The sequence below is a fragment of the Lachnoanaerobaculum sp. ICM7 genome (assembly GCF_000287675.1).
In the GTDB taxonomy this organism is placed as follows: domain Bacteria; phylum Bacillota; class Clostridia; order Lachnospirales; family Lachnospiraceae; genus Lachnoanaerobaculum.
This window is the reverse complement of record NZ_ALJL01000036.1, coordinates 1-23,184: the sequence shown is the minus strand read 5'-3', so window position 1 is coordinate 23,184 and position 23,184 is coordinate 1. Positions and strand designations below refer to the sequence as shown.

Annotated in this window: 27 protein-coding genes and 1 pseudogene; 7 read left to right on the top strand and 21 right to left on the bottom strand. The window is 35.9% G+C overall.

Annotation, left to right across the window (positions count from 1 at the left end; all coding sequences use genetic code 11):
* Positions 1–3: 3 nt before the first annotated feature.
* The 17 genes from HMPREF1140_RS11760 to nusB are packed head-to-tail and all read right to left on the bottom strand — an operon-like array spanning position 4 to position 14,787.
* Positions 4–1,227 (bottom strand): 6-phosphofructokinase, encoded by a 1,224-nt coding sequence (locus HMPREF1140_RS11760; protein WP_009664082.1) that lies wholly within the window; start codon positions 1,225–1,227, stop codon positions 4–6.
* A 15-nt stretch (positions 1,228–1,242) separates the two neighbouring features.
* Positions 1,243–1,761, bottom strand: coding sequence for a sigma-70 domain-containing protein (locus tag HMPREF1140_RS11755; RefSeq protein WP_009664187.1), 519 nt, complete (start codon positions 1,759–1,761; stop codon positions 1,243–1,245).
* Position 1,762: 1 nt separating this feature from the next.
* On the bottom strand, positions 1,763–2,242 hold the full coding sequence (locus HMPREF1140_RS11750) for a DUF5721 family protein (RefSeq protein WP_009664114.1): 480 nt from the start codon (positions 2,240–2,242) through the stop codon (positions 1,763–1,765).
* The gene (locus tag HMPREF1140_RS11745; RefSeq protein WP_009664207.1) at positions 2,229–3,206 is read right to left on the bottom strand and encodes a hypothetical protein; all 978 of its coding nucleotides are present in this window, start codon (positions 3,204–3,206) and stop codon (positions 2,229–2,231) included. Before HMPREF1140_RS11745 ends, HMPREF1140_RS11750 begins: the two co-directional genes overlap by 14 nt.
* Positions 3,207–3,215: 9 nt before the next feature.
* Positions 3,216–3,995, bottom strand: coding sequence for an HAD family hydrolase (locus tag HMPREF1140_RS11740; protein WP_009664118.1), 780 nt, complete (start codon positions 3,993–3,995; stop codon positions 3,216–3,218).
* On the bottom strand, positions 3,995–4,453 hold the full coding sequence (locus HMPREF1140_RS11735) for a divergent PAP2 family protein (protein ID WP_009664058.1): 459 nt from the start codon (positions 4,451–4,453) through the stop codon (positions 3,995–3,997). The genes HMPREF1140_RS11740 and HMPREF1140_RS11735 overlap by 1 nt, the downstream gene beginning before the upstream one ends.
* Positions 4,450–4,935 (bottom strand): HD domain-containing protein, encoded by a 486-nt coding sequence (locus tag HMPREF1140_RS11730; RefSeq protein WP_009664126.1) that lies wholly within the window; start codon positions 4,933–4,935, stop codon positions 4,450–4,452. The genes HMPREF1140_RS11735 and HMPREF1140_RS11730 overlap by 4 nt, the downstream gene beginning before the upstream one ends.
* Positions 4,932–6,374, bottom strand: a complete 1,443-nt coding sequence (glgA, locus tag HMPREF1140_RS11725) for a glycogen synthase GlgA (RefSeq protein ID WP_009664075.1) — start codon at positions 6,372–6,374, stop codon at positions 4,932–4,934. Before glgA ends, HMPREF1140_RS11730 begins: the two co-directional genes overlap by 4 nt.
* Positions 6,375–6,387: 13 nt before the next feature.
* Positions 6,388–8,037 (bottom strand): DNA repair protein RecN, encoded by a 1,650-nt coding sequence (gene recN, locus HMPREF1140_RS11720; RefSeq protein WP_009664129.1) that lies wholly within the window; start codon positions 8,035–8,037, stop codon positions 6,388–6,390.
* A 40-nt stretch (positions 8,038–8,077) separates the two neighbouring features.
* Positions 8,078–8,533, bottom strand: a complete 456-nt coding sequence (argR, locus tag HMPREF1140_RS11715) for an arginine repressor (RefSeq protein ID WP_007592901.1) — start codon at positions 8,531–8,533, stop codon at positions 8,078–8,080.
* 1 nt (position 8,534) lies between these two features.
* Complete coding sequence (locus HMPREF1140_RS11710; RefSeq protein WP_009664153.1) at positions 8,535–9,359, bottom strand: NAD(+)/NADH kinase; 825 nt, start codon at positions 9,357–9,359, stop codon at positions 8,535–8,537.
* A gap of 17 nt (positions 9,360–9,376) precedes the next feature.
* Positions 9,377–10,168 (bottom strand): TlyA family RNA methyltransferase, encoded by a 792-nt coding sequence (locus HMPREF1140_RS11705; RefSeq protein WP_009664145.1) that lies wholly within the window; start codon positions 10,166–10,168, stop codon positions 9,377–9,379.
* A complete protein-coding gene (gene dxs, locus HMPREF1140_RS11700) occupies positions 10,158–12,035 on the bottom strand; it encodes a 1-deoxy-D-xylulose-5-phosphate synthase (RefSeq protein ID WP_009664091.1) in 1,878 nt (625 codons plus the stop codon). Before dxs ends, HMPREF1140_RS11705 begins: the two co-directional genes overlap by 11 nt.
* Before the next feature lie 8 nt (positions 12,036–12,043).
* The gene (locus HMPREF1140_RS11695; protein WP_009664050.1) at positions 12,044–12,934 is read right to left on the bottom strand and encodes a polyprenyl synthetase family protein; all 891 of its coding nucleotides are present in this window, start codon (positions 12,932–12,934) and stop codon (positions 12,044–12,046) included.
* On the bottom strand, positions 12,927–13,139 hold the full coding sequence (gene xseB, locus HMPREF1140_RS11690) for an exodeoxyribonuclease VII small subunit (protein WP_009664201.1): 213 nt from the start codon (positions 13,137–13,139) through the stop codon (positions 12,927–12,929). Before xseB ends, HMPREF1140_RS11695 begins: the two co-directional genes overlap by 8 nt.
* A 13-nt stretch (positions 13,140–13,152) precedes the next feature.
* Positions 13,153–14,331, bottom strand: a complete 1,179-nt coding sequence (gene xseA / locus HMPREF1140_RS11685) for an exodeoxyribonuclease VII large subunit (protein ID WP_009664086.1) — start codon at positions 14,329–14,331, stop codon at positions 13,153–13,155.
* 18 nt (positions 14,332–14,349) lie between these two features.
* Positions 14,350–14,787 (bottom strand): transcription antitermination factor NusB, encoded by a 438-nt coding sequence (nusB, locus tag HMPREF1140_RS11680; RefSeq protein ID WP_009664112.1) that lies wholly within the window; start codon positions 14,785–14,787, stop codon positions 14,350–14,352.
* A 137-nt stretch (positions 14,788–14,924) separates the two neighbouring features.
* Here nusB and HMPREF1140_RS11675 point away from each other — a divergent pair, with 137 nt between their 5' ends.
* The 6 genes and pseudogenes from HMPREF1140_RS11675 (at position 14,925) to HMPREF1140_RS13450 (ending at position 19,057) form a co-directional block, all read left to right on the top strand.
* Complete coding sequence (locus tag HMPREF1140_RS11675; protein WP_009664068.1) at positions 14,925–15,599, top strand: MgtC/SapB family protein; 675 nt, start codon at positions 14,925–14,927, stop codon at positions 15,597–15,599.
* A gap of 70 nt (positions 15,600–15,669) precedes the next feature.
* Complete coding sequence (locus HMPREF1140_RS11670) at positions 15,670–16,662, top strand: N-acetylmuramoyl-L-alanine amidase family protein (RefSeq protein WP_009664150.1); 993 nt, start codon at positions 15,670–15,672, stop codon at positions 16,660–16,662.
* A 143-nt stretch (positions 16,663–16,805) separates the two neighbouring features.
* Positions 16,806–17,366 (top strand): annotated as a pseudogene (locus HMPREF1140_RS11665) (transposase); the annotation flags it as partial.
* Positions 17,367–17,921: 555 nt separating this feature from the next.
* Positions 17,922–18,152, top strand: a complete 231-nt coding sequence (locus HMPREF1140_RS11655) for a hypothetical protein (RefSeq protein ID WP_009664079.1) — start codon at positions 17,922–17,924, stop codon at positions 18,150–18,152.
* A gap of 108 nt (positions 18,153–18,260) precedes the next feature.
* The gene (locus tag HMPREF1140_RS11650; RefSeq protein WP_009664154.1) at positions 18,261–18,878 is read left to right on the top strand and encodes a hypothetical protein; all 618 of its coding nucleotides are present in this window, start codon (positions 18,261–18,263) and stop codon (positions 18,876–18,878) included.
* Positions 18,879–18,892: 14 nt separating this feature from the next.
* Positions 18,893–19,057: a hypothetical protein gene (locus tag HMPREF1140_RS13450; RefSeq protein WP_156789907.1), complete on the top strand. Its 165-nt coding sequence runs from the start codon at positions 18,893–18,895 to the stop codon at positions 19,055–19,057.
* Between the two features lie 98 nt (positions 19,058–19,155).
* On the opposite strand, the gene HMPREF1140_RS14100 is transcribed toward HMPREF1140_RS13450, so the two are convergent.
* From HMPREF1140_RS14100 to HMPREF1140_RS11640, 4 genes are all read right to left on the bottom strand, one after another.
* Complete coding sequence (locus HMPREF1140_RS14100; RefSeq protein WP_083846520.1) at positions 19,156–19,323, bottom strand: Maf family protein; 168 nt, start codon at positions 19,321–19,323, stop codon at positions 19,156–19,158.
* Positions 19,324–19,411: 88 nt separating this feature from the next.
* Positions 19,412–19,696 carry a DUF4491 family protein gene (locus HMPREF1140_RS14095; protein WP_083846519.1) on the bottom strand — a complete coding sequence of 95 codons (285 nt, stop codon included), beginning with the start codon at positions 19,694–19,696 and terminating at the stop codon, positions 19,412–19,414.
* Positions 19,693–21,261, bottom strand: a complete 1,569-nt coding sequence (locus HMPREF1140_RS11645) for a DUF438 domain-containing protein (protein WP_009664067.1) — start codon at positions 21,259–21,261, stop codon at positions 19,693–19,695. Before HMPREF1140_RS11645 ends, HMPREF1140_RS14095 begins: the two co-directional genes overlap by 4 nt.
* Positions 21,262–21,403: 142 nt before the next feature.
* Positions 21,404–21,991: a Maf family protein gene (locus tag HMPREF1140_RS11640; protein ID WP_009664204.1), complete on the bottom strand. Its 588-nt coding sequence runs from the start codon at positions 21,989–21,991 to the stop codon at positions 21,404–21,406.
* A gap of 302 nt (positions 21,992–22,293) precedes the next feature.
* Between HMPREF1140_RS11640 and HMPREF1140_RS11635 the strand changes: the two genes are divergently transcribed.
* Positions 22,294–22,938, top strand: a complete 645-nt coding sequence (locus HMPREF1140_RS11635) for a superoxide dismutase (protein WP_009664094.1) — start codon at positions 22,294–22,296, stop codon at positions 22,936–22,938.
* The last annotated feature ends 246 nt before the right edge of the window (positions 22,939–23,184 follow it).

Below are 23,184 nucleotides of genomic sequence, written 5' to 3'. Positions count from 1 at the left end.
CCACTACTTAAGACTAATTATATGACTTTGTATTCCTTCGCAAACAATATTTGAAAGCTCACCCGTAATAAGCGGTTTCGCATACTCAATGAATTTTTCATTTACTCCGAATCCGTCCTCGCTTATCCAACCTCTCGGGATTTCTTTTTCTATGTTTGCAACTAAATTTATATCACATTTTCTTACGATAGACAAATATGGTGCGTCATTTACCCTGTCAAAATACATCATAACTCCGGTTTCACCCTCAATTCCGGCCTTTACGCCTAAAAATCCGATATTGAAAGCCTCGTCTATATCGGTTTTACTTTGAAGGTGAGCCGCCGCTCTTTGCAATGTATTTATTTCCACGGCTCTTGTTTTTACGCCAAGTTCACTTTTTATTTTTTTAGCAAGGTAAGCTGCAGTTCCTGAAAGCATCTTATGTCCGAATGCATCCACATTTCCCTCATCCTCGCTTATATAATTTCCGTTTTGATCTTTTATACCCTCAGATACCGCCACAACAATATTATTCTTTTCATTGAGTCTGTTTCCGAGTATATTTATAAATTCTTTTAAATTTAAACCTATTTCAGGTAAGAGAATAAAATCCGCTCCGTCATTGAAACTGTTCTTTGCCAAAGCTGCAGCCGCTGTAAGCCAGCCTGCATTTCTTCCCATTATCTCAACAAATGTCACACTCTTTAAGTCATATACATTTGAGTCTCTTACAACCTCCGAAATACATGTAGCTATGTATTTTGCCGCACTTCCGTATCCCGGTGTATGATCTGTAACAGGTAAATCATTATCAATAGTCTTCGGAACTCCGACAAACTTTATCGGGCTTCCTATAATTTTTGCATACTCCGACATCTTAAGAATTGTATCCATAGAATCGTTTCCGCCTATATAGACAAAGACATCTATACTGTACTTTTCAAGCAGCTCAAATGCCTTTTGATAAACTTCATTATCAGCTTCGGGCTTTGGCAGTTTGTATCTGCAAGAACCCAGATATGAACTCGGTGTTCTTTTTAAAAGTTCAATATTAAGCTCTGAATTAAGTGTTTCATCAAGGTCTACTATTTTTTCATTTAAGAATCCCTCGATTCCGAATCTCATTCCATACACCTTTTCAAATCCGAAATGCTTTGCTCCGCAATACACTCCCGCCAAAGATGCATTAATAGCCGCTGTAGGCCCTCCCGACTGACCTACAATCAAATTTTTTTTCTCTTCCATAAGCTTCTCCATATTCTAAATATTTTTTTCCGGATCCATTGCGTTCAAACTTATTTTTAAAAGTTCTTCCACTTCATCTTTCGGAACCATAAGTCTGTCTGAAAGTTCTTCTACACTTGCTTCTCTGCCATACTCCTGTGCCAAAATCCTTGATGCTTCCATCAAGTCGTTCAATCTCTCCGCCAGCATATTTGAAGCATTCTTTACCTTTGTTTCCTCATCAATTATCTCATTTAGTCTTTTTTCCACCGCTGTTCTTATCTGAGCTTTTAAATCTCCCGATTTATACTCAGCCACAGCCATTGTAAGCGCCAGATGACTCTCACTTATCAAATCCGTTATTTCCTGACCGCAACCTACAAAGGGTTGTATAAGCTCTGTAGCATACATCATATGACCTTCGATAATCCTGTTTTTTGCACTGTTATCCCCACTTAAGAGTGCTTTTTTTAATGTATCAAGTTCCGATTCTTCAAGAGGTTTTATTTCCTTCATATCCTCCAGATACATCTCAAGAATGCTCTTATCTTTCACTTTATTCTCCCGTTTCTTCCACTGTAATATTTATTCTTCCAAACATATTTTTTACATATAAATCAAATGCATTTATAATCGCTCTGTCAAGTAAAAAAGTTTTCGGCGAAAATGAAGATATTAAATTCATTTCTTTATCTGAATATCTTATATTCAAATACAAATCCCCATCTATATCTTTTGTTGTATTGCTTTTAATCCAATCTCTTTTAAATTCTTCTGAAAACTTAAAAATCAGCTTGAAAAAAGTAGGTCTTCTCTTTCCCTTTATTATTCCAAAGCAAATATGCCTTATTTCACCCCAAGTGCAAAAATCTCTGTTTTCCTCTTCGTCGAAATAAGGCTTATTAAGCTTACAGTTGATATCATATTTTACAAATGTATGAAACTCGGCTTCCACAACAGTGAATTTATCGAATATATCTGTCATAAAGAGTAATTTTGTAAATTCCTTAACTTCTAAAATCTCAAAGACCTGCATTTACTTCCTCCGACCACAGTGTAAAGAAATCTCTTCCCGAAAGATGAGACCCTGAATTTTTGCAAACCTTATCGAACTCGCTTTCGTTTATATCTATAGGATTTTCTTTCACAAACTCATTATATAAATTCAACAGATATGCCGATTCTCTTTCCTCTTTTATTCTTTGCTTATTCTTTTTTGTGGCTTCCGCATTATAGCTCTTTACACATTTATAAAGCACATATTTACCCTTGTTTGTAACTATAGGACTTACACTTCCGTCTTCCATTACTCCCAACGTATTCTTTACATCTTCAGTTTCGTTATTTATCGCTATACTTCTTGAAATACTGTCGCTTTCAGAAAATTGAGTTGCCAGTTTCACACAATTCTCACCATTATTTAATCTGTCTAAAAGAGTATTTGCCAGTTCAAAATCTGAAACCTCAATCACATGAAAATCCATTATTCTGGCTTCACTTTCGCTGACTTCTTTTACATTCTTTTCAATCAATTCTTTTTTTGTTTTATCCACCAGAATATAATCCATGAAAACCGTATCACAGTCTTCTTTTGTAAGTCCGGGAAAGCTTCCACCGTTTGCTGCATTTTCATCGTAAAATATCTTTGAAAGTTTTAATGCCTTTGTTTTATCCTGCTCAGATAATGTAATATTTTCGTTTTCCGCAATCCTTTTAAGTACAACAAGTTCTTTATAATAATTTTTTAAATCATTATAAAAATTATCTCTGAATGTAATATTTTTGTCCTTGTCAACATAGCTGTCCCATATTGCATCGGTATATGTATCGGTCATAATTTGGCTCTCCGACAATGCGGGAATAAGCATCTGACTGTAATTATACCCAAGTTTGTTTTCCGATAAATTTATCTTTATATTTTCACTTATGCCGGACGTTTTTATTCCACAACCTGAAATAAAAAGAGCCGTTACGAATCCGATTAAAAATTTTCTCTTCAATTCCGTCTCCTAAAGCAGATAGTTTAATATCTTCAAAACTCCAAGGTTTTCATTGCTGTCTGCCATAAATCTTGCCGCTTCCTTTGCTACCGGTGCGGCATTTTTTACTGCAAATGAATAGTAAGCAGCTTTAAACATTTCAACATCATTGGCTTGGTCACCGAAAACCATTGTTTCATGTTCTGTTATATCAAAAGCTTCCTGAAGCTTCTTTAGCGCATTTCCTTTGCTCACTCCTTTTGCTGTACAGTCAAGCCACATCTCGCCTGCATAATTCACTAAAAGTTTATCCGAATATTTTTCTATAATATCATCGGCCTTACCGCATACATTCTCTGAATATGCTGAAATTTTTATTACATTTTTCACCTTGGTAAGATCGTCTACAAGTTCTATTCTGCCCATGTATCCTCCTCTTATCCAGTCTATAAGAAATTCATTGTTTTCCTCAATATAGTATGATGATTCATCGGCAACTATCGCAATCAAATCCTTATTTTTTCTTATATCAATAATCAATTTCTTTGAAATCTCATCATCCATTTTATTTATAAACAGACTTCTACCGTTTACACCGATATAAGCTCCGTTATCGGATATATAAAATATCTTGTCCTTTACTTCTTCAAAGACATTTTCTATGCTCACCCACTGCCTTCCGGAGGCAACGGCAAAATGAATTCCTTTGTCATGAACAGCCTTTATCATATCGACTATTCTTTTATCAAGCTTGCCACCGCCGTCACTTACTAAAGTTCCGTCCACATCCGAGGCAATAAGTTTTATCATTAATATATTCCTCCAATTACAAATGCTATAACAATACCTAAAATCGCACCCATAAATACCTGCAGCGGAGTATGCCCTACAAATTCTTTCAATCTCTCTTCAAAATGTTCAAAATTATCCTCAAAAATATTGTTTTCAAGGATCATATTAAGAAGTTTTGCCTGCTTTCCCGTCTCTCTTCTTACTCCCATTGCATCATACATAACAACCAGAGCCAAAATAAATGTAACGGCAAACTCAAAGCCTGCAAATCCGTGTTTTAATGCACTTGAGGTTGCCAGAGCACATACCGTAGCCGAATGTGAACTTGGCATTCCACCACTTCCCCAAAGTCTGTCCGGTGAAAATGATTTATTATACCATATATCAATCATTGTCTTTAAAAACTGAGCGACCAGCCATCCGAGAGCCGCACTGATGAGCACCTGATTTGAAACAATCTCATCTAAAACACTCATACAGTCCCCTCCCCTGCTCTGTGAACATTTTTCATATTTGCAATTATTTCATTTATTGAAGTTGACTTGTCAGCCATTGTAAGCACCCATCCCTCCCTTGAAAGAGGAGGAATCGGTGTTAAAGGAAACATATGAGTTTTAATCATACTTGCTTCCTTATTTGTTATATTAAAATACTTTTTGGCATTTTTTGCCGCTTTATAAGGATGTGTGAAACCATGTAAAAATGCTCCCGTTTCCTTTGTCGGTCTATGCCAGTCATATAGGTAAAAATCATGTAAAAGTGCCGCTCTTGCAGCAGATTTATAATTTAAACCAAGTTTTTTGCACACTAAATATGTTGTATATGAAACGTCTATACTGTGCTCCATTGTAGATGTACATCCATGTTGAACGTAGCCGTCCAGTTTTTTAAAAATTCCACTGTTAAGTATATCTTTTACACATTCCATATACTCTATATTATTTAAATATTCTTTCATCCTATTAACCAATCATACAGAGCCTGATACTCAAGTGCAGACTGCTTCCATGAGAAGTCCACAGCCATTGCTCTGTCAATCATCTTATTCCATTCTCTTTTTTTATCATAATAAATATGCTTAGCAAAATTTATTCTGTCAAGCATCTCATGTGCATTATAGTTTGCAAATGAGAAACCTGTACCCTTTGACTCAAATTCATTATAGCTCTCTACGGTATCACAAAGTCCACCTGTCTCACGAACTATCGGAAGAGTTCCGTATCTTAAAGACATCAGCTGGCTGAGACCGCAAGGTTCAAACAGCGAAGGCATAAGGAAGGCGTCTGCAGCGGCATATATCTTATGTGACATCTCCTCGGAGTAATAGATATTTGCAGATACTCTGTCAGGATATTTCCATGCATAATGTCTGAACATGTTTTCATATCTATCATCTCCGGTTCCAAGTACCACAAGCTGTACATTTTCCTCACAAATTTGATCCATCATATATTCCACCAAATCAAATCCCTTTTGATCTGTAAGTCTTGAAATAACCGCAAGCATAAACTTATTGTCGTCTACAGGCAGTCCAAGCTCTTTTTGTAAAGCTCTCTTATTTTTAATTTTTTCTTTTCTGAAGTTCTTGCTGTTATAATTTTTATAAATAAGCTTGTCTGTTTCAGGATCAAACTCATTATAATCAATACCGTTTACAATTCCTCTAAGATCATTACTTCTGGCTCTTAAAAGTCCGTCCATTCCTTCACCGTAGAAAGGATTTTGTATTTCATTTGCATATGTCTTTGATACGGTTGTTATAGCGTCAGCATATACAAGTCCACCCTTTAAGAGGTTAGCATCCTTAAATGCCTCCAACTTATCAGGTGTAAAATAATAATCACTTAAACCTGAAAAATATTGTATCGTCTTAACATCCCAAGTTCCCTGGAATTTAAGATTATGTATTGTAAATACAGACTTTATTCCCCTAAAGAAATCTCCGCCTGCAAATCTGTCCTTCAAATATACAGGTACCAAGCCTGTCTGCCAGTCATGACAGTGAATAAGGTCCGGTCTGAAGTCTACAAAAGGCAGTGCACAAAGAGCGGCCTGTGAGAAGAAAATAAACTTTTCAATATCATAAAGCCAGTCTCCATAAGGCTTTGGACCTCCGAAGTACTCTTCATTATCTATAAAATAAAATGTTACTCCTTCAACTTCCTTCTTTAATACTCCGACATACTTACTTGAGCCGGCATAATCAATATAGAAATCACCTATATATTCCAGAGAATTTCTTATTTCTTCCTTCATACACATATACTTCGGCAAAATAACTCTGGCATCAAAATATCTCTTATCCAAATACTTCGGTAAAGAGCCGACCACATCCGCCAAACCGCCTGTTTTAATAAACGGTACCGCTTCCGATGCAACAAATAATATCTTCTTCATAGGTGTTCCCTCCTTATTTCCTTGAGTCCGCTTCCTGTATCATTTCCCTTGCGGTTTTAAGTACAACTTCAGTCAAATTATTCCCGCCGATCAATCTGGCTATCTCTTTTATTTTACCATCCTTATCCAGTAAATCAATATTCGTTTGTGTCGACTTTCCGTCTGTAGACTTTGATATAAATAAATTTTGATCCGCCATTACCGCTATCTGCGGCAAATGTGAAATACACAGTACCTGATGACTTCTTGAAATATGACTAAGCTTTTCACCGACTTTTACAGCAGTATTTCCGCTTATTCCAGTATCTATCTCATCAAATATCAAAGTCTGTATATCATCATTGTTTGCAAAAACAGTCTTTAATGCCAGCATTATTCTGGAAAGTTCACCGCCGCTTGCAACCATTTGTAAAGGTTTTAGAGGTTGCCCCGGATTTGTACTTATCAAAAATTCCACCGCATCAAATCCGTCTCTTGAAATCTTCTCTCTCTTTGTAAATTTGATTTCAAATTCCACTCCAAGGAAGTTTAAATCTTCAAGTTCTTCCTTTATTTTTTTTGCCAATGTAACTGCAACATCTTTTCTTATTTCGCTGATTTTGGTACAGTCTTTTATAATACTTTCTTCAAGTTTTATCGCATTTTCCTTCAGCACAAGTACTTCATCCTCAAAGTCTTTTAAAAATTCAAGTCTCTTTTCTTTATCTTTTAAGAGTTCTTTGATTTTATTATAATCACTTGAATACTTTGATTTTATATGTCTAATTGTATCCAGTCTCTCTATAACCCTGTCATGTTCTTCCTCGTCATATTCAAGATTATCTAGATATCTGCTTGTATAATGCATTGTTTCGGCTATCAAATCTTCAATTGTATTTAAATTTGACAATACAATGTCCAGACTGTCGTCCAATACGGCAATCTCTGAAACCGACTTGATATTGCTTCCTATATCTTCGTTTTCAAGCTCTTCAAGCAAATCTGAAAGCACGTCATTTATCTTTGATATACTCTTTCCCTTTTTAAATACCTGCTCAAGTTCCTCTTCTTCATTAGGCTTTATATTTGCTTTTTTTATTTCGGAAATTTCAAAATCAAGTATATCGATTTCTCTTTTCCTGAGCCTTTCATCTATTCCTTCCTGAATTCTTTGATTTATCTTTTTTAACTCACCGTAATTTTTTGATAAATTCTTCTTTATCTCCATAAGCTTTTCAGGACAAAAAGAATCCAACAGTATCAGATTGTTACCTGCACTTAGAAGTGATTGATGTTCATGCTGTCCGTGAATATCAATCAATGTGTCTGTAATCTCTCTTAACTTGGCAAGAGTTACTGTTTCATCATTGATTCTGCACACACTTCTTGTGGAGCTTATTTTTCTGGTTATTATCAGCAAATCGTCTTCAAAAGATATATCCAATGTTTTCAGTTTTTCTTTTCGCTTTTCATCCAATGTGAAAATAAGTTCTACAATACCCTCATTTTCACCTGTTCTTATAATGTCTTTACTCGTCTTCGCACCCAAGGCAAGATTTATTGAGTCTATCAAAATAGATTTTCCCGCACCTGTCTCACCGCTAAGTACACTTAGTCCCTCTTTAAAGTAAATATCCGCTTTTTTTATTAATGCAAGATTTTTTATATGTAATTCTATCAGCATAATTCTCCTTTTTAGATACTACCCTGATACATCATTATACTTATTCATTCTTATAAACAAGTTTTCTTATTCTTTCCATGACAACCACTGTATCATCTACACTTCTTATGGCAGCCATAATTGTATCATCACCCGCAATACAACCTACTATCTCACTCATCTGCATGGAGTCAAGAGCCGCAGCAGCCGCCATAGCCATACCCGATACGGTCTTTACTACAAGAATATTTTGTGCCATATCCATTGATACAAAGGCTTCTCCAAGTATTCTTACATATTTTTCAGAGATCCCGTCCTGCTTAGGCATCAGAGAATATTTTTGCTTTCCGTTAGCTGTTACCACTTTTGAAAGCTTTAAATCTCTGATATCTCTTGAAACTGTAGCCTGAGTTACTACAAAGCCGCCCTCTTCCAGCTTTTGAGCAAGTTCCTCCTGTGTCTCGATATCATACGAGTTAATGAGTTCCACAATCTTTGAATGTCTTTTTGTTTTCATATCAAATCCTATTCATCTTATTTCTGATGTTGTCCAGAAAACTCCCCTTCTTTAATTTTATCAGTCCGGCATATATTTCCGACTCTCTTAATTCAATCACGTCCTTATTTTCCAGGATCACACTCTCATCGCCGTCCACTACAAGTTCTCTGTTGGACTTTAAATTGTCATTAAATGAAACACGTATTACTTTTGAGGATGAAAGTACTATGCTTCTTTGACTTAGGGCATGAGGACAAATTGCCGTTATCAGCATCATCTTGGAGCTCGGCTCTATGATAGGTCCTCCCGCACTCAAATTATATGCGGTTGAGCCTGTAGGCGTTGCTACAATTATACCATCAGATGAATATTCATTCAAGAAATCCCCGTCAATATAAACATTACATCTTATAGTTTTTAATCTTTCAAGTCTTGTGATAACGGCTTCATTAAGAGCATTCAAAGTACATATTTCTTTTCCGTCTCTTATAACTGTGGCGGATATCATCATTCTTTTTTCTATGAAATATTCATCATTGATAAGTATATCCACCATATTCTTGATATCACCCGCTTTATTGATACTTGTAAGATAACCCATATGTCCCATATTTATGCCTATTATAGGTGTCCCAAGATGTGATATATCTCTTGCAGCCCTTATAAGAGTACCGTCACCACCCAGCGTAATAACACAGTCAACTTTCGGGAAGTCTTTTATATCAATATAGCCATAGGATTTATAGCATACTCCGCCCTTTGACTTTATTTCATTTTCCAGATTGGACAGTGCTCTTTTTATTCCGTCCTTCTCACTGTTTCCAACAAGAAAAAAACTTTTCATGCTTCCTCCACGTTCTCTTATAAGCTCTCATGAGCGGTGTTTACTACCGCCTCTATATCTATATTACTCTCTTCTTTTTTATTCTTTACGAGATGATACAGGTACTCAATATTTCCCTCAGGACCCTTTACAGGTGAAAATTCAAGTTCTTCCACAGAGAAATTATTTTCTCTTGCATACTGAAAACAATTTTCTATGACTTCTATATGTGTGGACTTTTCTCTGACCACACCTTTTTTACCTACCTTTTCTCTTCCGGCCTCAAACTGGGGCTTTATAAGTGCAACAATCTCACCGTTTTCTTTCAAAAGATTGTAAGCTGCCGGTAGAACTTTTGACAATGAGATAAAAGATACATCTATACTTGCAAAATCTATCTCCTCACCTATATCCTCAGGTCTTACATATCTTATATTCGTCTTTTCCATGACTACTACTCTTTCGTCATTTCTAAGTTTCCATGCAAGCTGTCCATGCCCTACATCTACGGCATATACCTTTGTTGCACCGTTTTGAAGCATACAGTCGGTAAAGCCTCCGCTTGATGCTCCTATGTCCATACAGACTTTATTTTCTACACTTACATCAAAGCACTCCATAGCCTTTTCAAGTTTCAGTCCGCCTCGGCTCACATATTTTAATGTACTGCCTCGCACTTCAATATCTACTTCCTCGGCAAATGTCTGTCCGGCTTTATCTTCCTTTTGTCCGTCAACATATACAATGCCCGACATTATTATGGCCTTTGCTTTTTCTCTGCTTTCGGCAAGACCACGCTTTACCAAAAGTATATCCAATCTATCTTTCATTTTTCATCATCTCATATTTGTCTAAAACTTTTTTCAGTATGGAATCTGAATCTATCTCAAGTTTTTCTCTTAAAAGACTCACATCTCCATGCTCCACATATCCGTCAGGCAGTGCAATATTTAAAACTTCCACCTCTTTGTGATTCTCATGAATATATGCTTTCACTTTTTCACCCATGGAACCGTTTATCACATTCTCTTCCATGGTCACAATAAGCTTATGTTTTTCACATAATTTATCCACCAAATCAAAATCTATTGGCTTAAAGAATCTGGCGTTTGCAACGGATACATTCAAATCATTTGCCTTCAGCTTTTCCCTGAGATTTTTTGCAGTACTTACCATGCTTCCTATTGCAAGCAGGGCTATATCGCTTTCTTCAAAAAGCATCTCACCCTTTCCAAACTCTATAGGCGTTTCAAACTCATTTAAACTGTCATATGCGATACCTCTCGGATACCTTATAGCAACAGGTCCGTCATAATTTATCGCAAACTCAAGACATGCTTCCAACTCTTTAGCGTTCTTTGGTGCAAGTAAAGTCATATTCGGAATGCAGCTAAGGAATGACACATCAAATATTCCCTGATGCGTTTCCCCGTCAGCGCCTACAAGTCCCGCTCTGTCAATTGCAAATACCACATGAAGATTTTGTAAGCATACATCATGCACTATCTGATCAAATCCTCTTTGTAAAAATGAGGAATATACACAAACAACAGGTATCAGACCTGATGCCGCAAGTCCTGCCGCAGATGTTATGGCATGCTGTTCCGCAATACCCACATCAAAGAATCTTTTTGGAAACTTGTTTTTAAAATCCAAAAGTCCGCAACCCTCCGGCATTGCGGCGGTTATTGCAACTATATCTTTATTTTCACTTGCAAGTTCCACTATTTTTTGGGAAAAAACATCCGTATATGTGGGCTTTTTGCTTCCGGACTTTGCATTACCGCTTGCAATATCAAATGCACCTATTCCATGGAAATTTTCAGGGTGATTTTCAGCCGGCGAATATCCCTTTCCTTTTTTGGTAAGTACATGCACAAGCACAGGTCCCTCCACCTTTTTTGCCTCTTCAAAGACTTTTAAAAGTGATGCGATATTATGTCCGTCTACAGGTCCCAGATAGGTAACCCCCATATTTTCAAACAGCATTCCCGGTATCAATATTTGCTTTATTCCGTTTTTGGTTTGTCTTATACTGTCTATCATAGGCTTTCCAATATATGGCAAATGTTCCAAGGAATTTACAACTCTCTTTTTCAGATTATTGTATCCGTCACCGGTTCTGATATTGTTAAGGTAATCATTCATACCGCCTACATTTTTTGAAATGGACATCTCATTGTCATTTAAAACCATGATAAAGTTTTTCTTTATCTGAGCCGCATTATTTAATGCTTCATAAGCCATACCGCCTGTAAGAGCACCGTCTCCTATTACTGAAATGACTCTGTAGTTTTCACCCTTTATATCTCTTCCGAATGCCATTCCAAGTCCCGCAGACAGACTTGTTGAAGAATGCCCGGTATTAAAGACATCAAATTTTGACTCACTGGTCTTTGGAAATCCTGCCATTCCACCGAATTTTCTAAGATTATCAAAAGCATTCTTTCTTCCACTGAGTATTTTATGAGTATAAGACTGATGTCCTACATCCCATATTATCTTGTCCTTTGGCAGATCAAAAGCAATATGTATAGCCATGGTGAGCTCCACAACTCCAAGATTACTTGCCAGATGTCCGCCTGTTATACTTATTTTCTCAACAAGAAAATCTCTTATCTCTCTTGCTAATATATCCAATTCTTTTTTCTTTAATTTTTTTATATCACTTGGCTTTTCAATATTTTCAAGTATCATATTTCTTCTTATGAAGTTCTATTTACCATCATATCAATGATTTCAAAAATAGAGTTCATATTTCCCCTTACTTCTTTCAAGCATTTCTTAGCGTCAGCACTAAGTGATTCAACTCTTCTTAAGCTTTCATCAATACCTACAATATTTACATAGGTTGTCTTCTCATTTTTTTCATCCGAATGTGTAGGTTTTCCAAGCTCCTTTTCATCCGCCACAATATCAAGATAATCATCTCTTATCTGAAACGCTTCTCCAATATAGCTTCCGGCTTTTTTAAGCATTTCGGTTTCTTCATCATTTGCTCCTGCAAGTATCCCTCCGATAACAAAGGATGCCTGTAATAATGCTCCGGTCTTTAATGAGTAAGTATATCTCATCACATCTTCACTCATCTTTTTACCGCAATACTCCACATCCACACATTGTCCGCCTATCATGCCGAAACCTCCGGTGGCTCTTGCCAATGTGTATAATGCTTTTGACATTCTTTTTAAAATAACGTCATCTTCAATATCCTGCATTTTTTCGGATATTATTTCAAACGCCTGTACAGAAAGCATATCTCCTGCAAGTATTGCAATATCCTCACCATAGCTTACCCAAGTGGTGGGTTTACCTCTTCTCAGTTTGTCATTATCCATTGCGGGAAGGTCATCATGAATCAAAGAAAATGTATGAATCATCTCTATTGCAGCCAAAAAAGGTGCAATTATACCCTCATCATACTCCGCCCCTGCAACAGCCTTATAAGTTTCAAACATTATAAGAGGTCTAAGTCTCTTACCTCCGTTTTTTATTGCTTCATTTGCGGCTGTAATAACCTTTTTATTTAAATCGTCCTCACTGAAAAAGAAGGACTCTATTATCTCTTCTATTTTCTTTAAATTGTCCTTATTCATCTTTTGTATCCCCTGACAGTATCTCCATCTGTCTCTCTACATGAGCTATTCCCTCACTTGCCTGTTTCACCAACTTTATACCCTCTTCATAGAGTACAAACGCTTCTTCAAGTGTAGTCTGCGGCTCTTCAAGTTTTGCTATTACATTTTCTATATTTATCAGATTTTCTTCTATACCAAGCTTTTTTTCTTCTTTTTTCGGCATTTTTCTCCCTCTATTATAAGACCTTTGCTCTTACCTTACCATCGGAAAAATATATATTTAACTCATCCTCAGGCTTTACGCTTTCGGCACTTAAAACTTTGTTATTTTTATTATCACTTATATATGCGTAGCCGCCTGACAATCTTTTAAGAGGTGATACCGTATCAAGCCTCTTACTTAAGTTTACGAGTGCAGTCTTTTTATTTTCCAAATTGTTTTTAAAAGTATTTTGTAATATCTTTGCAAAGTTTTCCAATCTTTGCTTTTGTTCTCTTATACGTATCTGCGGACTTAGAGTATTCAGCTTTATAAGAAGCATATCTAAATCTCTTTTTACATAATCTATCTTTCTCTCAACTTGCTCTGTAAGCTTTCTATTATAGACGTCCAATGTATACATATAGTCATTATAGATAAAGTTTGCAATCTCCGCAGCCGCACTTGGTGTGGGAGCTCTTAAATCCGCCACAAAGTCGGCTATTGTAAAATCGGTTTCATGTCCCACAGCACTTATTATAGGAGTTTTGGCATTAAAAATAGTTTTTGCAAGTTCTTCATCATTAAAGCAATAAAGATCTTCTATAGATCCTCCGCCTCTTCCCACTATCAAAACATCCAGATTCATTTTATCAAGTTTTTTTATAGCGGAAATAATACTTTTAGGTGCCGCATCACCTTGTACTAGGCATGGAGCCAAAACAATTCTGACATAGGGATTTCTTCTGTAACTTACATTTTGTATATCATTTATTACGGCTCCGGTCTGAGCTGTTGCCACACCTATACTCTGTACAAACTTAGGTATTTCTTTTTTATATCTTTGATCAAACATCCCCATATCTTCAAGCTTTTCTTTAAGCTGAAGATATTTTTCATATAAATCACCTTTTCCGGCTTCCTCTATCTTATTTGCATAGAGCTGATATCTGCCCTCTTTTTCATAGCAGGATATAGTGCCTGTAACGACAACCTTTTGCCCTCTTTTCATATCAAAAGAGAGACCTCCTCTCTGACCGGCAAACATAACCGCAGATAAGGTCCCTCCTTCATCCTTTATGGTAAAATATATATGATTAGAGTTAGCATATGTGCAATTGCTTACTTCTCCTTCTACTGATATCTTATTTAGTACAAAGTCCTGCATAAACATGTTTTTTATATATGCATTCACTTTTGATACGGAATAAACCATATATCCTCCGGGTCTTTACTACTCTACTTCCACCTTTGACAATATAGCATTTACAAATGAATAAGACTCATCTCTACCGAATGTCTTTGCAAGCTCTACCGCCTCATTTATCGCTACGCTTACAGGTATATCACTATCGTATTTCATTTCAGCTATAGCAAGTCTCAAAATATTTCTTTCAACTCGTCCTATTCTCTCAAGCTTCCAGCCCTGTGACAAATCGCTTATTATTTTGTCAATCTCAGGACGTCTTTCAATTACAAGCATTGCCTTTGACTTTATATATTCTATATCCCCATCACTGTAATTTGCATCATGAATAAGTGTATCTTCTTCATCTTCTAAAGACGGTGATTCAAAATAATTATCTATTTGGATCTCCACCTCTTCTTCCGGATAAAAATCTAAAACAAATAATATTTTAAAACAATGTTCTCTTAGCAAATGCCTTGTCATATGATCCTCCATATTGTCTACATTAATCATATAATTATAGCTTATAGCAAGGTTAAAAGCAAATTAATTTATATTGATATTTACCTTATCCGATATTACATATATAATAGGCACATTAAATATTTTAAGGAGTGTGTATGCCAAGGGAATTAAATTTTTACTCTATGATACTTCGCATTATACTGTCAGTTTTGATAGGCGGAATATTGGGCTTTGATCGTGAAAGGAAAAACAGGCCTGCAGGCTTTAGAACATATATATTGGTTTGCCTTGGTTCAACTCTTGTTATGATGACAAATCAATATGTATTTCAGGTATTTAAAAGCGGCGATCCTGTAAGACTCGGCGCTCAAGTTGTAAGCGGTGTAGGTTTTTTGGGTGCCGGAACAATAATACTTACCGGCAGAAATCAAGTTAAAGGTATTACCACAGCTGCAGGTATATGGGCCGCCGCCTGCTGCGGTCTGACTGTCGGAATAGGGTTTTATGAAGGTGCTATAGCAGGCGGAGTGGCTATTTTTATAGTAATGGCATTGCTTCAAAACTTGGACGGGATTTTAAGAAAAGACTCAACCTCTGTCGAATTATATATAGAATACGACAGAAAAATACCTTTAAGTATTTTCTTAAGCAATGTCAGGCAAAATGACTTGGATATAGTCGAGCTTGAATTAACCAAAAATAATTTGATACCCGATACCTGCGGTGCCGCCACAATTACAATACAGGGTAAACAAAAGAACAGCCGCGATATTATATTGGATCTTGTAAAAAATACTCAGGGAATTATTTTTTTCATGGAATTATATTAAAATATATGTTGAAATGCTATTTTTAAATAGCTATAATACCCTAAGTAAATGTTTTAGAGTTTGGAGGAATATGAAGAGGATTATACCGTTCTTATTACTATCATTAGGTATAGGTAGTAGTTTTTTAATAACAGGCTGTGAAAATAAGTCTTCCGGTGAAGAGGGCAGCCTTACAGCTGTAGACAATTCGGTTAAGACAGGTGTCGTAAGGGAATTAAACAGTTCTACAGATATCGGAGATGTTTATAACAGTATCGGTGTCGACTATGAAAATGAATATGATGTGGATTCCATTGAAAAAAAGATGACAGGCCTTGCAATGGCAAATGCCGGTACTGATTCTGCCGACGGATTGACTAAGCATCTTATTGTAGCTCCCACAGAGATGGATATGGAATTATTGTTTGATGTTGATACAAGTGCAATATTTTTAGAAGGCGGTATTTATACCAATGTAAGCCAATTTGCTGTATGGAGTTCGGAGGATCCCGATATTGCAGATGTTTATCAAGGTGAGGTACATGCTAAAAAGGTCGGTGAGACCAATATCAATGTTACATACAGAGATATAACCAAATCTATCCATGTGAATGTCCTTGAGAAAACAAATTGGGAAGAAAAAGACGGTTATTGGTATTATTATGATGCTAACGGCAAAAAAACCACAGGTTGGAAAGTAATAGACGGCAACTGGTATTATTTAAGCAATAACGGTTCAATGCTTACCGGTTGGCAGAAGATAAAAGACGGTTACTACTATTTCCACTCAAACGGTACTATGGCACAAGGTGAGTGGGCTCAAAATCCTGACAACAACGAGTGGTATTATTTCAATTACAACGGTAAGATGGCTATGCGTAAGTGGATAAAAGACGGCAACAATACTTACTATGTGCATTCAAACGGTACTATGGCTACCAATGAATGGATACCTAATGATGACGGCAGCTGGTACTATATGCTTCTTGACGGCAAGATGGCCAGAGACCGCTCCATTGATATAAAGGGTGTCAGCTATCAATTTGATAAAGAAGGCAAATGCCTAAACCCTGAAGGAAACTAAAATATATTTAATTTATAACAGCTTTTATTTTACAATCCGTTTACATTATAATAATCACCTTGTATAAAAAGGGGGCTGTCGGGAAATGGCAGCCATAAAAGAGGGAGGAGTAACTCAAAATGAGTCACTCCTCCCTAAATTTTTACATAAAACAGGATCACGAGAAACGAAAAACAAGAGCATACAGTAAAGATATAGGTAAATACTGCAACATGAAGACAACGGTATTTGAGGATGAGCAAGTCTATATCTGTCATGACGGCCGTGAACTGAGACATATCAACACAGAAAAGAAAGAATAGAATGGTTATACACAAACTTATGATGTATATGGATGTTCAGACTGTAGCGGATGTGAACATAAGTCTAAATGCTTATACAAATATAATCCTGATAAGGATGTTGATAAGAACAAAGTAATGAAGATAAATGAAGTATGGGAAGAGCTTCGAGAGAAGTCACATGCTAACATCCAGAGTGAAAAAGGCATTTTGAAACGACAGATACGCTCTATTCAAACAGAAGGTCATTTTGGAGATATTAAAGAGAATGAGGATTTCCGACACTTTAACTATCGTTCTTCAGATAAGGTATATAAAGAATTTATGCTTTTTGCAATCGAAAAAAATATAAATAAATATCATCGTTTTCTCTACGCAAAACTAAAGAAATTAGAAGGTAAACCACAGGAGAAAACCGCATAGTAAAAAATGCAAAAGCAAAATTTCAGCCAAGGTGGGGTATGCCCAAAAATAGATAGCATAACAGAAAAACAAAATATCCTGACAAAGTTACAAAGCAAAAATGCCTTGTATTTGTCAGGATATTTCTATTTCGTTCTACGAGAAGTAAATTTATTTATTTCCCGACAGCCACATGGTATGAATATTTGATTGAATGAGCTAATTATTACTAACTAAAATATGGAAATTTGCTTTTTATTAAAAAATATGGTAAGATATAAGTAACTGATCGGGAAATTAAGAAAGTGAATAGCTATAGACGTGCTACTCTATAAATCTAACATTCTATAAATCAGAAAAATGGAACTTTCAAGAATGAGAGCAAACTAAGAGAGATAGAAAAGTCCATTTCCATATTGCAAACTGTAAGTAATATAGCTATTACTTAGGAGTTTTTCTTTATCAATCCTTTGATTTTGTTGTAGAAGTAAAAATTAATACCAAGATTATTATCAATAGCTGAGCATTAGATTAATTAGCATAGTAAAAGAGTGTGATATTCTATGAATAATAGAAATGATCAAGGAAAGTAAAATAGATAGAGTATTATCCGTTGGAGCAGCGGATATAGCTGGAATAGAAACTGAAAAAATAATTCCTACATTAAAGATTGCAAATGATATAGCAAATGCTTTAGGAGTTTGTATGTATCAGGTTTTTGATTTGGATGGAAAAGAAACTTATAGGTGTTCAGCTTGCAATAGTGGAAAGACCATTATAAAGAAAGTAAGGAGGTGGAATTTATGAACTTTAACAATCCTCAGAGGTATAAAAACGTAGATAATTTTTAGAGTTATTAGGACATGAAATGATTTTAAATTTTGATTATAAAAAGTATATTAGAGGAGGAGTAATATGAAGAAGTTGTCTAAAATTTTTACAAGTGTTTTGATGGTTCTAGTTATGCTATTTAGTTTTAGCTTTTCAGCTTTTGCGATTGAGAATAAATCTGATACTAATGACCAATTAATGGTGGCGAGTGACGATAATTACAATCTTGCCCCCAAAAATTATGAGATGGTGACTTCCGGGTACTTGGAATTAAATTCAGATGGAAGCGTTAGGATTACTGATAAGTATGTAGATTATGTACAAAAAAAGATGGAAGAGAGAGGCGTTTCTGTTAGCGTTTTAGCTGATGGTGACACTATAACAATTGTTGAAAATACTCCGGCAATGTTTATGAGAAGTTCAAATAGTGGTGTAACCAAAGTAAAGTGGCTTTCATTTGACCGTTTTGAGATATATTTAGATAATAATTTAAGTAATAAAGTAGTGGCAGGAACAGGTATTGGAGTTGCATTGTCTACTTGGATACCTGAACCTCTTGTTTCTAAAATTGTATCAACAGCTTTAGGTGTATCTGCAGGGTTGATTGCTTTCAATAATCAGGGGAGAGGTGTAATTATAAGTGGAATATACACATTAGTACCACAACCATTAGCGACTTTTTATTGGATAAAACCACAGTAAGGTTAGGGGGTATTATGTTGAGAATAATAGTAAGAGTATCATGGCTTATAACGGTAGTATTTATGTGGTTACCTAATGTGTGCAAAAATCAGATTATGAAAGATAATGAACGACAAATAATCAAGATATTAGCTATAATTTCTGCTGTTTTGTCAGTATGCAACGTTTTTCTTGGATGAATGAGAAAATATAAATGACAAAGAAAGGGGGCTATCGGGAAATGGCAGCCATAAAAGAGGGAGGAGTAACTCAAAATGAGTCACTCCTCCCTAAATTTTTACATAAAAAAAGATGGATAACGATAACCATCTTTCTCCGTTACATATCCCTGTATTGCATAGGCACCTGCCTTATCATAGGGTTCTTTTTTATCTAAATAATCTTCTATTTCTCCCTCTGAAAGTTTGGCTACAAATAGAAAATTAGAAAAAGTGGCTGTAAAAATAGAAGCTTGAAACTCTTTTCATGAGTTGTTGCCTAAAGAGAGCTTTCTATTTTTACAGCATCTATAGCTTTATTTTCGTTGTATTGAACTATTTTCTCTTTGGATTTTTCGGGTACCATCCTTTTTCCACTCTTTTTTCCTGCTCATATAATTCATGGATACTCCAAAAGCAGGAAATGCCAAAGATGGCCAAACTTCCGGAGAGGAAAAGAGAAGGGAGAAAAATGCTGGCTATACAAGCGGATAGACCTATTAAGAAAAAAAGCCAGGATATTTTTTTACTAAAGTAATACTCCGCATACACCACTATGGGATGAAATATCCCTATGCAGAGAAAGCAAACCAATCCTAAGAGTAAACCTTGAAAACTCATAGTTTAAAATACTCCCTAAGCTCTCGAAGCAGAGTGTTAAGATCCACCTCTGCCCGTTCACTCATAATCTTTACCGTGGCTTTCGGCAACATAATACGAGCAAGAGGAGTGTTTAAGGCCTTAAAGCGATCGCTTAATCGGAAAAGGAGAGTCTTTACATTGGGATCTGCTTCCAAAATATCTTTTAACAGAGTGTCTTCGGTGATTTCTGTCAGCTTGCCGGCTGTCAAAGACTCTGTACTTTCTCTATTTTCTTCGTCTTCAAAAGTCTCCTTGCTTTTTCCCTTTTCCTGCTGCTCCCAGGTCAGAAGAGTTTGAGAGCCCTGTAGGGAACGGATATGGGTGCAGTCCTGCATCATTTCCAGCACACCCCTGAACTTTCCGTTTTCATCTCGAACCGCATAGTAAATGATGTAAATAAAGAGGTCCGGCTTATTAATCCAAAACTCCGCCTTATCCTGTTCTCCGGAACGGAACTTCTTAATGATTTCCTCAACGATATGTACCGAAGCCTTTGGATGACAGTTTTTCACATCTCTTCCGATGACATTTTTACTTCTGGGGAAAACTCTGTGCTTGGTGTCGGTGTAGAAGCACACCAGTTCATTTTCGTCCACATAGGAAAGATCCACCGGCATATGCTGGTAAATCAGGTTAATCTGCTCCAAGGTAAGTTGACCGGTGCTAACATTCAGCTTCTCTTCCTTATTATTAAAGCCATACTTTCCTAATAGACCGGCAAGCTCTTCTGCAAAGCCGGGAGCAGAAGAAAGACCGGAGAGGGGAGCACCGGCTGTAGAAGCTGAGGCAGAAGAGGAAGCCGAAGCTGAATTGCCGGACTTATCTGCCTGCACGCTAATATAGGCAAAACCGATTTCCCGGTCTCCCTCAGCCATATAACGGAACTCTTCTTCGTTGATCATTTCCAAGGAGGTAGGGTAGAGGATATTTTCTTCCTTGTCCATCAAATCCCGAACATCAGCCACAAGTTCTGCCTGCTTTCCGATAAATTCCTCTTCCTTATCCTCTAAAAGAAGATTGTAGCACTCTGAAATCTCATCCCGGATAAAGTCATCCAAAGTCCACATGGTGGTAGTAGGGCGGGTAAAGCCTTTCTTTTCCAAAACCGGGTATAATTGGTTTTGCTTTCTGGACAAATGAATCTTGAATTTCAACAAGTCTTCATAAAGCTCCAGCCATTGGTTTTTAATGAGAGGGTACTGTACCAAATCCTCAACGGAAAGCAGTAGTTCCTTCATTTTGGCATTTTCCCTACGGTAACAGGAGATGGGATGATTTTCCGGAAGCTCTTGATCCTTTGTGACTAAAACATCCTGGAAGACCTCCAGCATAGCTTGAATATCTTCCTTAATGCACTCATCTTCAGTTTCTTCCACCATTTCCTGCTCAATAATGGCGATTTCATAGGGGGCAAGGTGCTGTACTCTATCTTTAAGGGCTTTTCTTGCTTCTTCTAAAGAAATCTTTCCCTCATCATAGGCGGATTTTATTTCATGGACAATTTCTAACTTCTTACCATCAATATTTTGAAAATTCTCTCTCATAGTTTTCTCCTTCAGGGGATATTCCTATCTGCTATCCAATTAGATTAGAAAGGAAAATATAGTATTGCATAGTTGGTTAGACTAATCTAACTTATAATATTATAGCAAAAAAGAAGAAAGAAAAACAATGAAATTTCCAATCCTAAATGTAATTTCTTAAATGTTCCCTGTAAAGTCTTCCTATCGGTAATCCCATTACATTGTAATAATCCCCCTCTATTCCGACTATATATCTTGAAAAATATCCCTGTATGGCGTAGGCACCCGCTTTATCATAGGGTTCTTTTTTATCTAAATAATCTTCTATTTCTCCCTCTGAAAGTTTGGCTACTTCCACCGGAGTATCATCTACAAAACTCTCATAGCTTTTCTTAATAGAATTATAAACACATACCGCCGTATATACTCTATGCTTTCTGCCGGAAATGGCTTCAATCATCTGTTTTGCATCTTCTCTTGATTTCGGTTTCCCAAGTATTTTCCCTTCAAATGCCACTATGGTGTCTGCAGCTATTACAATAAAATCTTTTTCCTTATATTTTAGTGTCGCCTGCTCTACAATATCCTCCGCCTTCTGGCAGGCCTGCTTTTCACAAGCCTCGATTGGGTCTTTACTGTCTATCTCTGTTTCCTTATCCGAAACCATTATCTCAAAATCAAGTCCGATCTGACTTAATAATTCCTTTCTTCTTGGTGATGCCGAAGCAAGAATTATTTTTATATCTCTCATTTATATTTTTATCTCCTTATCAATTTGTTTTTAAAAAGTATTATTGTTTTATATTTTTAATATACTAATTGAATAACTATCCTTGATAAAGCTATTATATAATAATATTAACTAAATGATACAGGTAATTTTTTACATGTGTTTTTGTATGTTATTACGCATTGAAAAGCATTGTTTTTTATGATAATATAGATAAAAATCAATATTATTTTTTATCAGATTGCTATTTTGCTTAATATTTATTAAATTTAATTTAAATAATATTGATATTTTAATATTTTATAAAGGAGGATGAGTTAATTATGTTCGAACAAATCAAATTACCTTATGCATTTGATGCATTAGAACCACATTTTGATACCCTTACTATGGAAACTCACTATTTAAAGCACCATGCTGCTTACACCAAAAACTTTAATACTTTGACTAAGGAAGCCGGTATTGATAATAAACCGGTGGAGGTTATTCTTGCTCACTGGAAGAATAAATCAGAAGGTAAGTCTGATGCACAAGGTATACGCAATAATGGTGGGGGGTATTTTAACCACAACTTATTTTTCGGACAATTTTCCGATACTCCGACTCATGAACCAACAGGAGAATTTGCGAATAAAATCAATACGGCTTTTGGCAGTTTAGACTCTCTTAAAGAAAGTTTAACTAAACTTGCAACAGGTCAGTTTGGTTCCGGCTGGGCATGGCTAAGTACTGATATATCCGGTAATTTAAGTGTTTCTTCAAGTCCTAATCAAGACAATCCTATTCTTGAAAGTGAAGGTAAGATTTACCCTATTCTTGCCATAGATGTATGGGAACATGCCTATTATTTAAAGTATAAAAATTTAAGAGCTGATTATATAAAGGCTTTCTTTGAAGTACTTGATTGGAACAAAGTTGCCGAAAATTATGATGTAGCTAAGAATACTCTGGCAAATTTACAAAAATAAAATTTGATTTTATATTGTATCGGGTACTATAACTTGCAATAGTACCCTTTTATAATAATATATTCTCTTAATTAGCTTATATGATTTTATTATTAATTTAAGTATAAAAGCGTTATTGCAGTGTGTATTTTTGTATTTTTTGACAAATCCACTTTTTTAGTATATACTCCTGTCTTTGACAGTTTCAAAAGTTAAAATGCCCTTTGAGCCCAGTGTTTTACAGGCTTTAAGGGCATTTTTATTTCG

What these genes read in the sequence shown, in the direction of transcription:
- xseB (WP_009664201.1), bottom strand. Translation starts at nt 13,139, where the DNA reads ATGCCGAAAAAAGAAGAAAAAAAGCTTGGTATAGAAGAAAATCTGATA.
- HMPREF1140_RS11760 (WP_009664082.1), bottom strand. Translation starts at nt 1,227, where the DNA reads ATGGAAGAGAAAAAAAATTTGATTGTAGGTCAGTCGGGAGGGCCTACA.
- HMPREF1140_RS11735 (WP_009664058.1), bottom strand. Translation starts at nt 4,453, where the DNA reads ATGAGTGTTTTAGATGAGATTGTTTCAAATCAGGTGCTCATCAGTGCG.
- HMPREF1140_RS11670 (WP_009664150.1), top strand. Translation starts at nt 15,670, where the DNA reads ATGAAGAGGATTATACCGTTCTTATTACTATCATTAGGTATAGGTAGT.
- dxs (WP_009664091.1), bottom strand. Translation starts at nt 12,035, where the DNA reads ATGATACTTGAAAATATTGAAAAGCCAAGTGATATAAAAAAATTAAAG.
- HMPREF1140_RS11655 (WP_009664079.1), top strand. Translation starts at nt 17,922, where the DNA reads ATGATCAAGGAAAGTAAAATAGATAGAGTATTATCCGTTGGAGCAGCG.
- HMPREF1140_RS11750 (WP_009664114.1), bottom strand. Translation starts at nt 2,242, where the DNA reads ATGCAGGTCTTTGAGATTTTAGAAGTTAAGGAATTTACAAAATTACTC.
- HMPREF1140_RS11710 (WP_009664153.1), bottom strand. Translation starts at nt 9,359, where the DNA reads ATGAAAAGTTTTTTTCTTGTTGGAAACAGTGAGAAGGACGGAATAAAA.
- argR (WP_007592901.1), bottom strand. Translation starts at nt 8,533, where the DNA reads ATGAAAACAAAAAGACATTCAAAGATTGTGGAACTCATTAACTCGTAT.
- HMPREF1140_RS11645 (WP_009664067.1), bottom strand. Translation starts at nt 21,261, where the DNA reads ATGAGAGAGAATTTTCAAAATATTGATGGTAAGAAGTTAGAAATTGTC.
- HMPREF1140_RS11695 (WP_009664050.1), bottom strand. Translation starts at nt 12,934, where the DNA reads ATGAATAAGGACAATTTAAAGAAAATAGAAGAGATAATAGAGTCCTTC.
- recN (WP_009664129.1), bottom strand. Translation starts at nt 8,037, where the DNA reads ATGCTGATAGAATTACATATAAAAAATCTTGCATTAATAAAAAAAGCG.
- glgA (WP_009664075.1), bottom strand. Translation starts at nt 6,374, where the DNA reads ATGAAGAAGATATTATTTGTTGCATCGGAAGCGGTACCGTTTATTAAA.
- HMPREF1140_RS11675 (WP_009664068.1), top strand. Translation starts at nt 14,925, where the DNA reads ATGCCAAGGGAATTAAATTTTTACTCTATGATACTTCGCATTATACTG.
- nusB (WP_009664112.1), bottom strand. Translation starts at nt 14,787, where the DNA reads ATGACAAGGCATTTGCTAAGAGAACATTGTTTTAAAATATTATTTGTT.
- HMPREF1140_RS11740 (WP_009664118.1), bottom strand. Translation starts at nt 3,995, where the DNA reads ATGATAAAACTTATTGCCTCGGATGTGGACGGAACTTTAGTAAGTGAC.
- HMPREF1140_RS11705 (WP_009664145.1), bottom strand. Translation starts at nt 10,168, where the DNA reads ATGAAAGATAGATTGGATATACTTTTGGTAAAGCGTGGTCTTGCCGAA.
- HMPREF1140_RS13450 (WP_156789907.1), top strand. Translation starts at nt 18,893, where the DNA reads ATGTTGAGAATAATAGTAAGAGTATCATGGCTTATAACGGTAGTATTT.
- HMPREF1140_RS14095 (WP_083846519.1), bottom strand. Translation starts at nt 19,696, where the DNA reads ATGAGTTTTCAAGGTTTACTCTTAGGATTGGTTTGCTTTCTCTGCATA.
- HMPREF1140_RS11635 (WP_009664094.1), top strand. Translation starts at nt 22,294, where the DNA reads ATGTTCGAACAAATCAAATTACCTTATGCATTTGATGCATTAGAACCA.
- HMPREF1140_RS11640 (WP_009664204.1), bottom strand. Translation starts at nt 21,991, where the DNA reads ATGAGAGATATAAAAATAATTCTTGCTTCGGCATCACCAAGAAGAAAG.
- HMPREF1140_RS11650 (WP_009664154.1), top strand. Translation starts at nt 18,261, where the DNA reads ATGAAGAAGTTGTCTAAAATTTTTACAAGTGTTTTGATGGTTCTAGTT.
- xseA (WP_009664086.1), bottom strand. Translation starts at nt 14,331, where the DNA reads ATGGTTTATTCCGTATCAAAAGTGAATGCATATATAAAAAACATGTTT.
- HMPREF1140_RS11730 (WP_009664126.1), bottom strand. Translation starts at nt 4,935, where the DNA reads ATGAAAGAATATTTAAATAATATAGAGTATATGGAATGTGTAAAAGAT.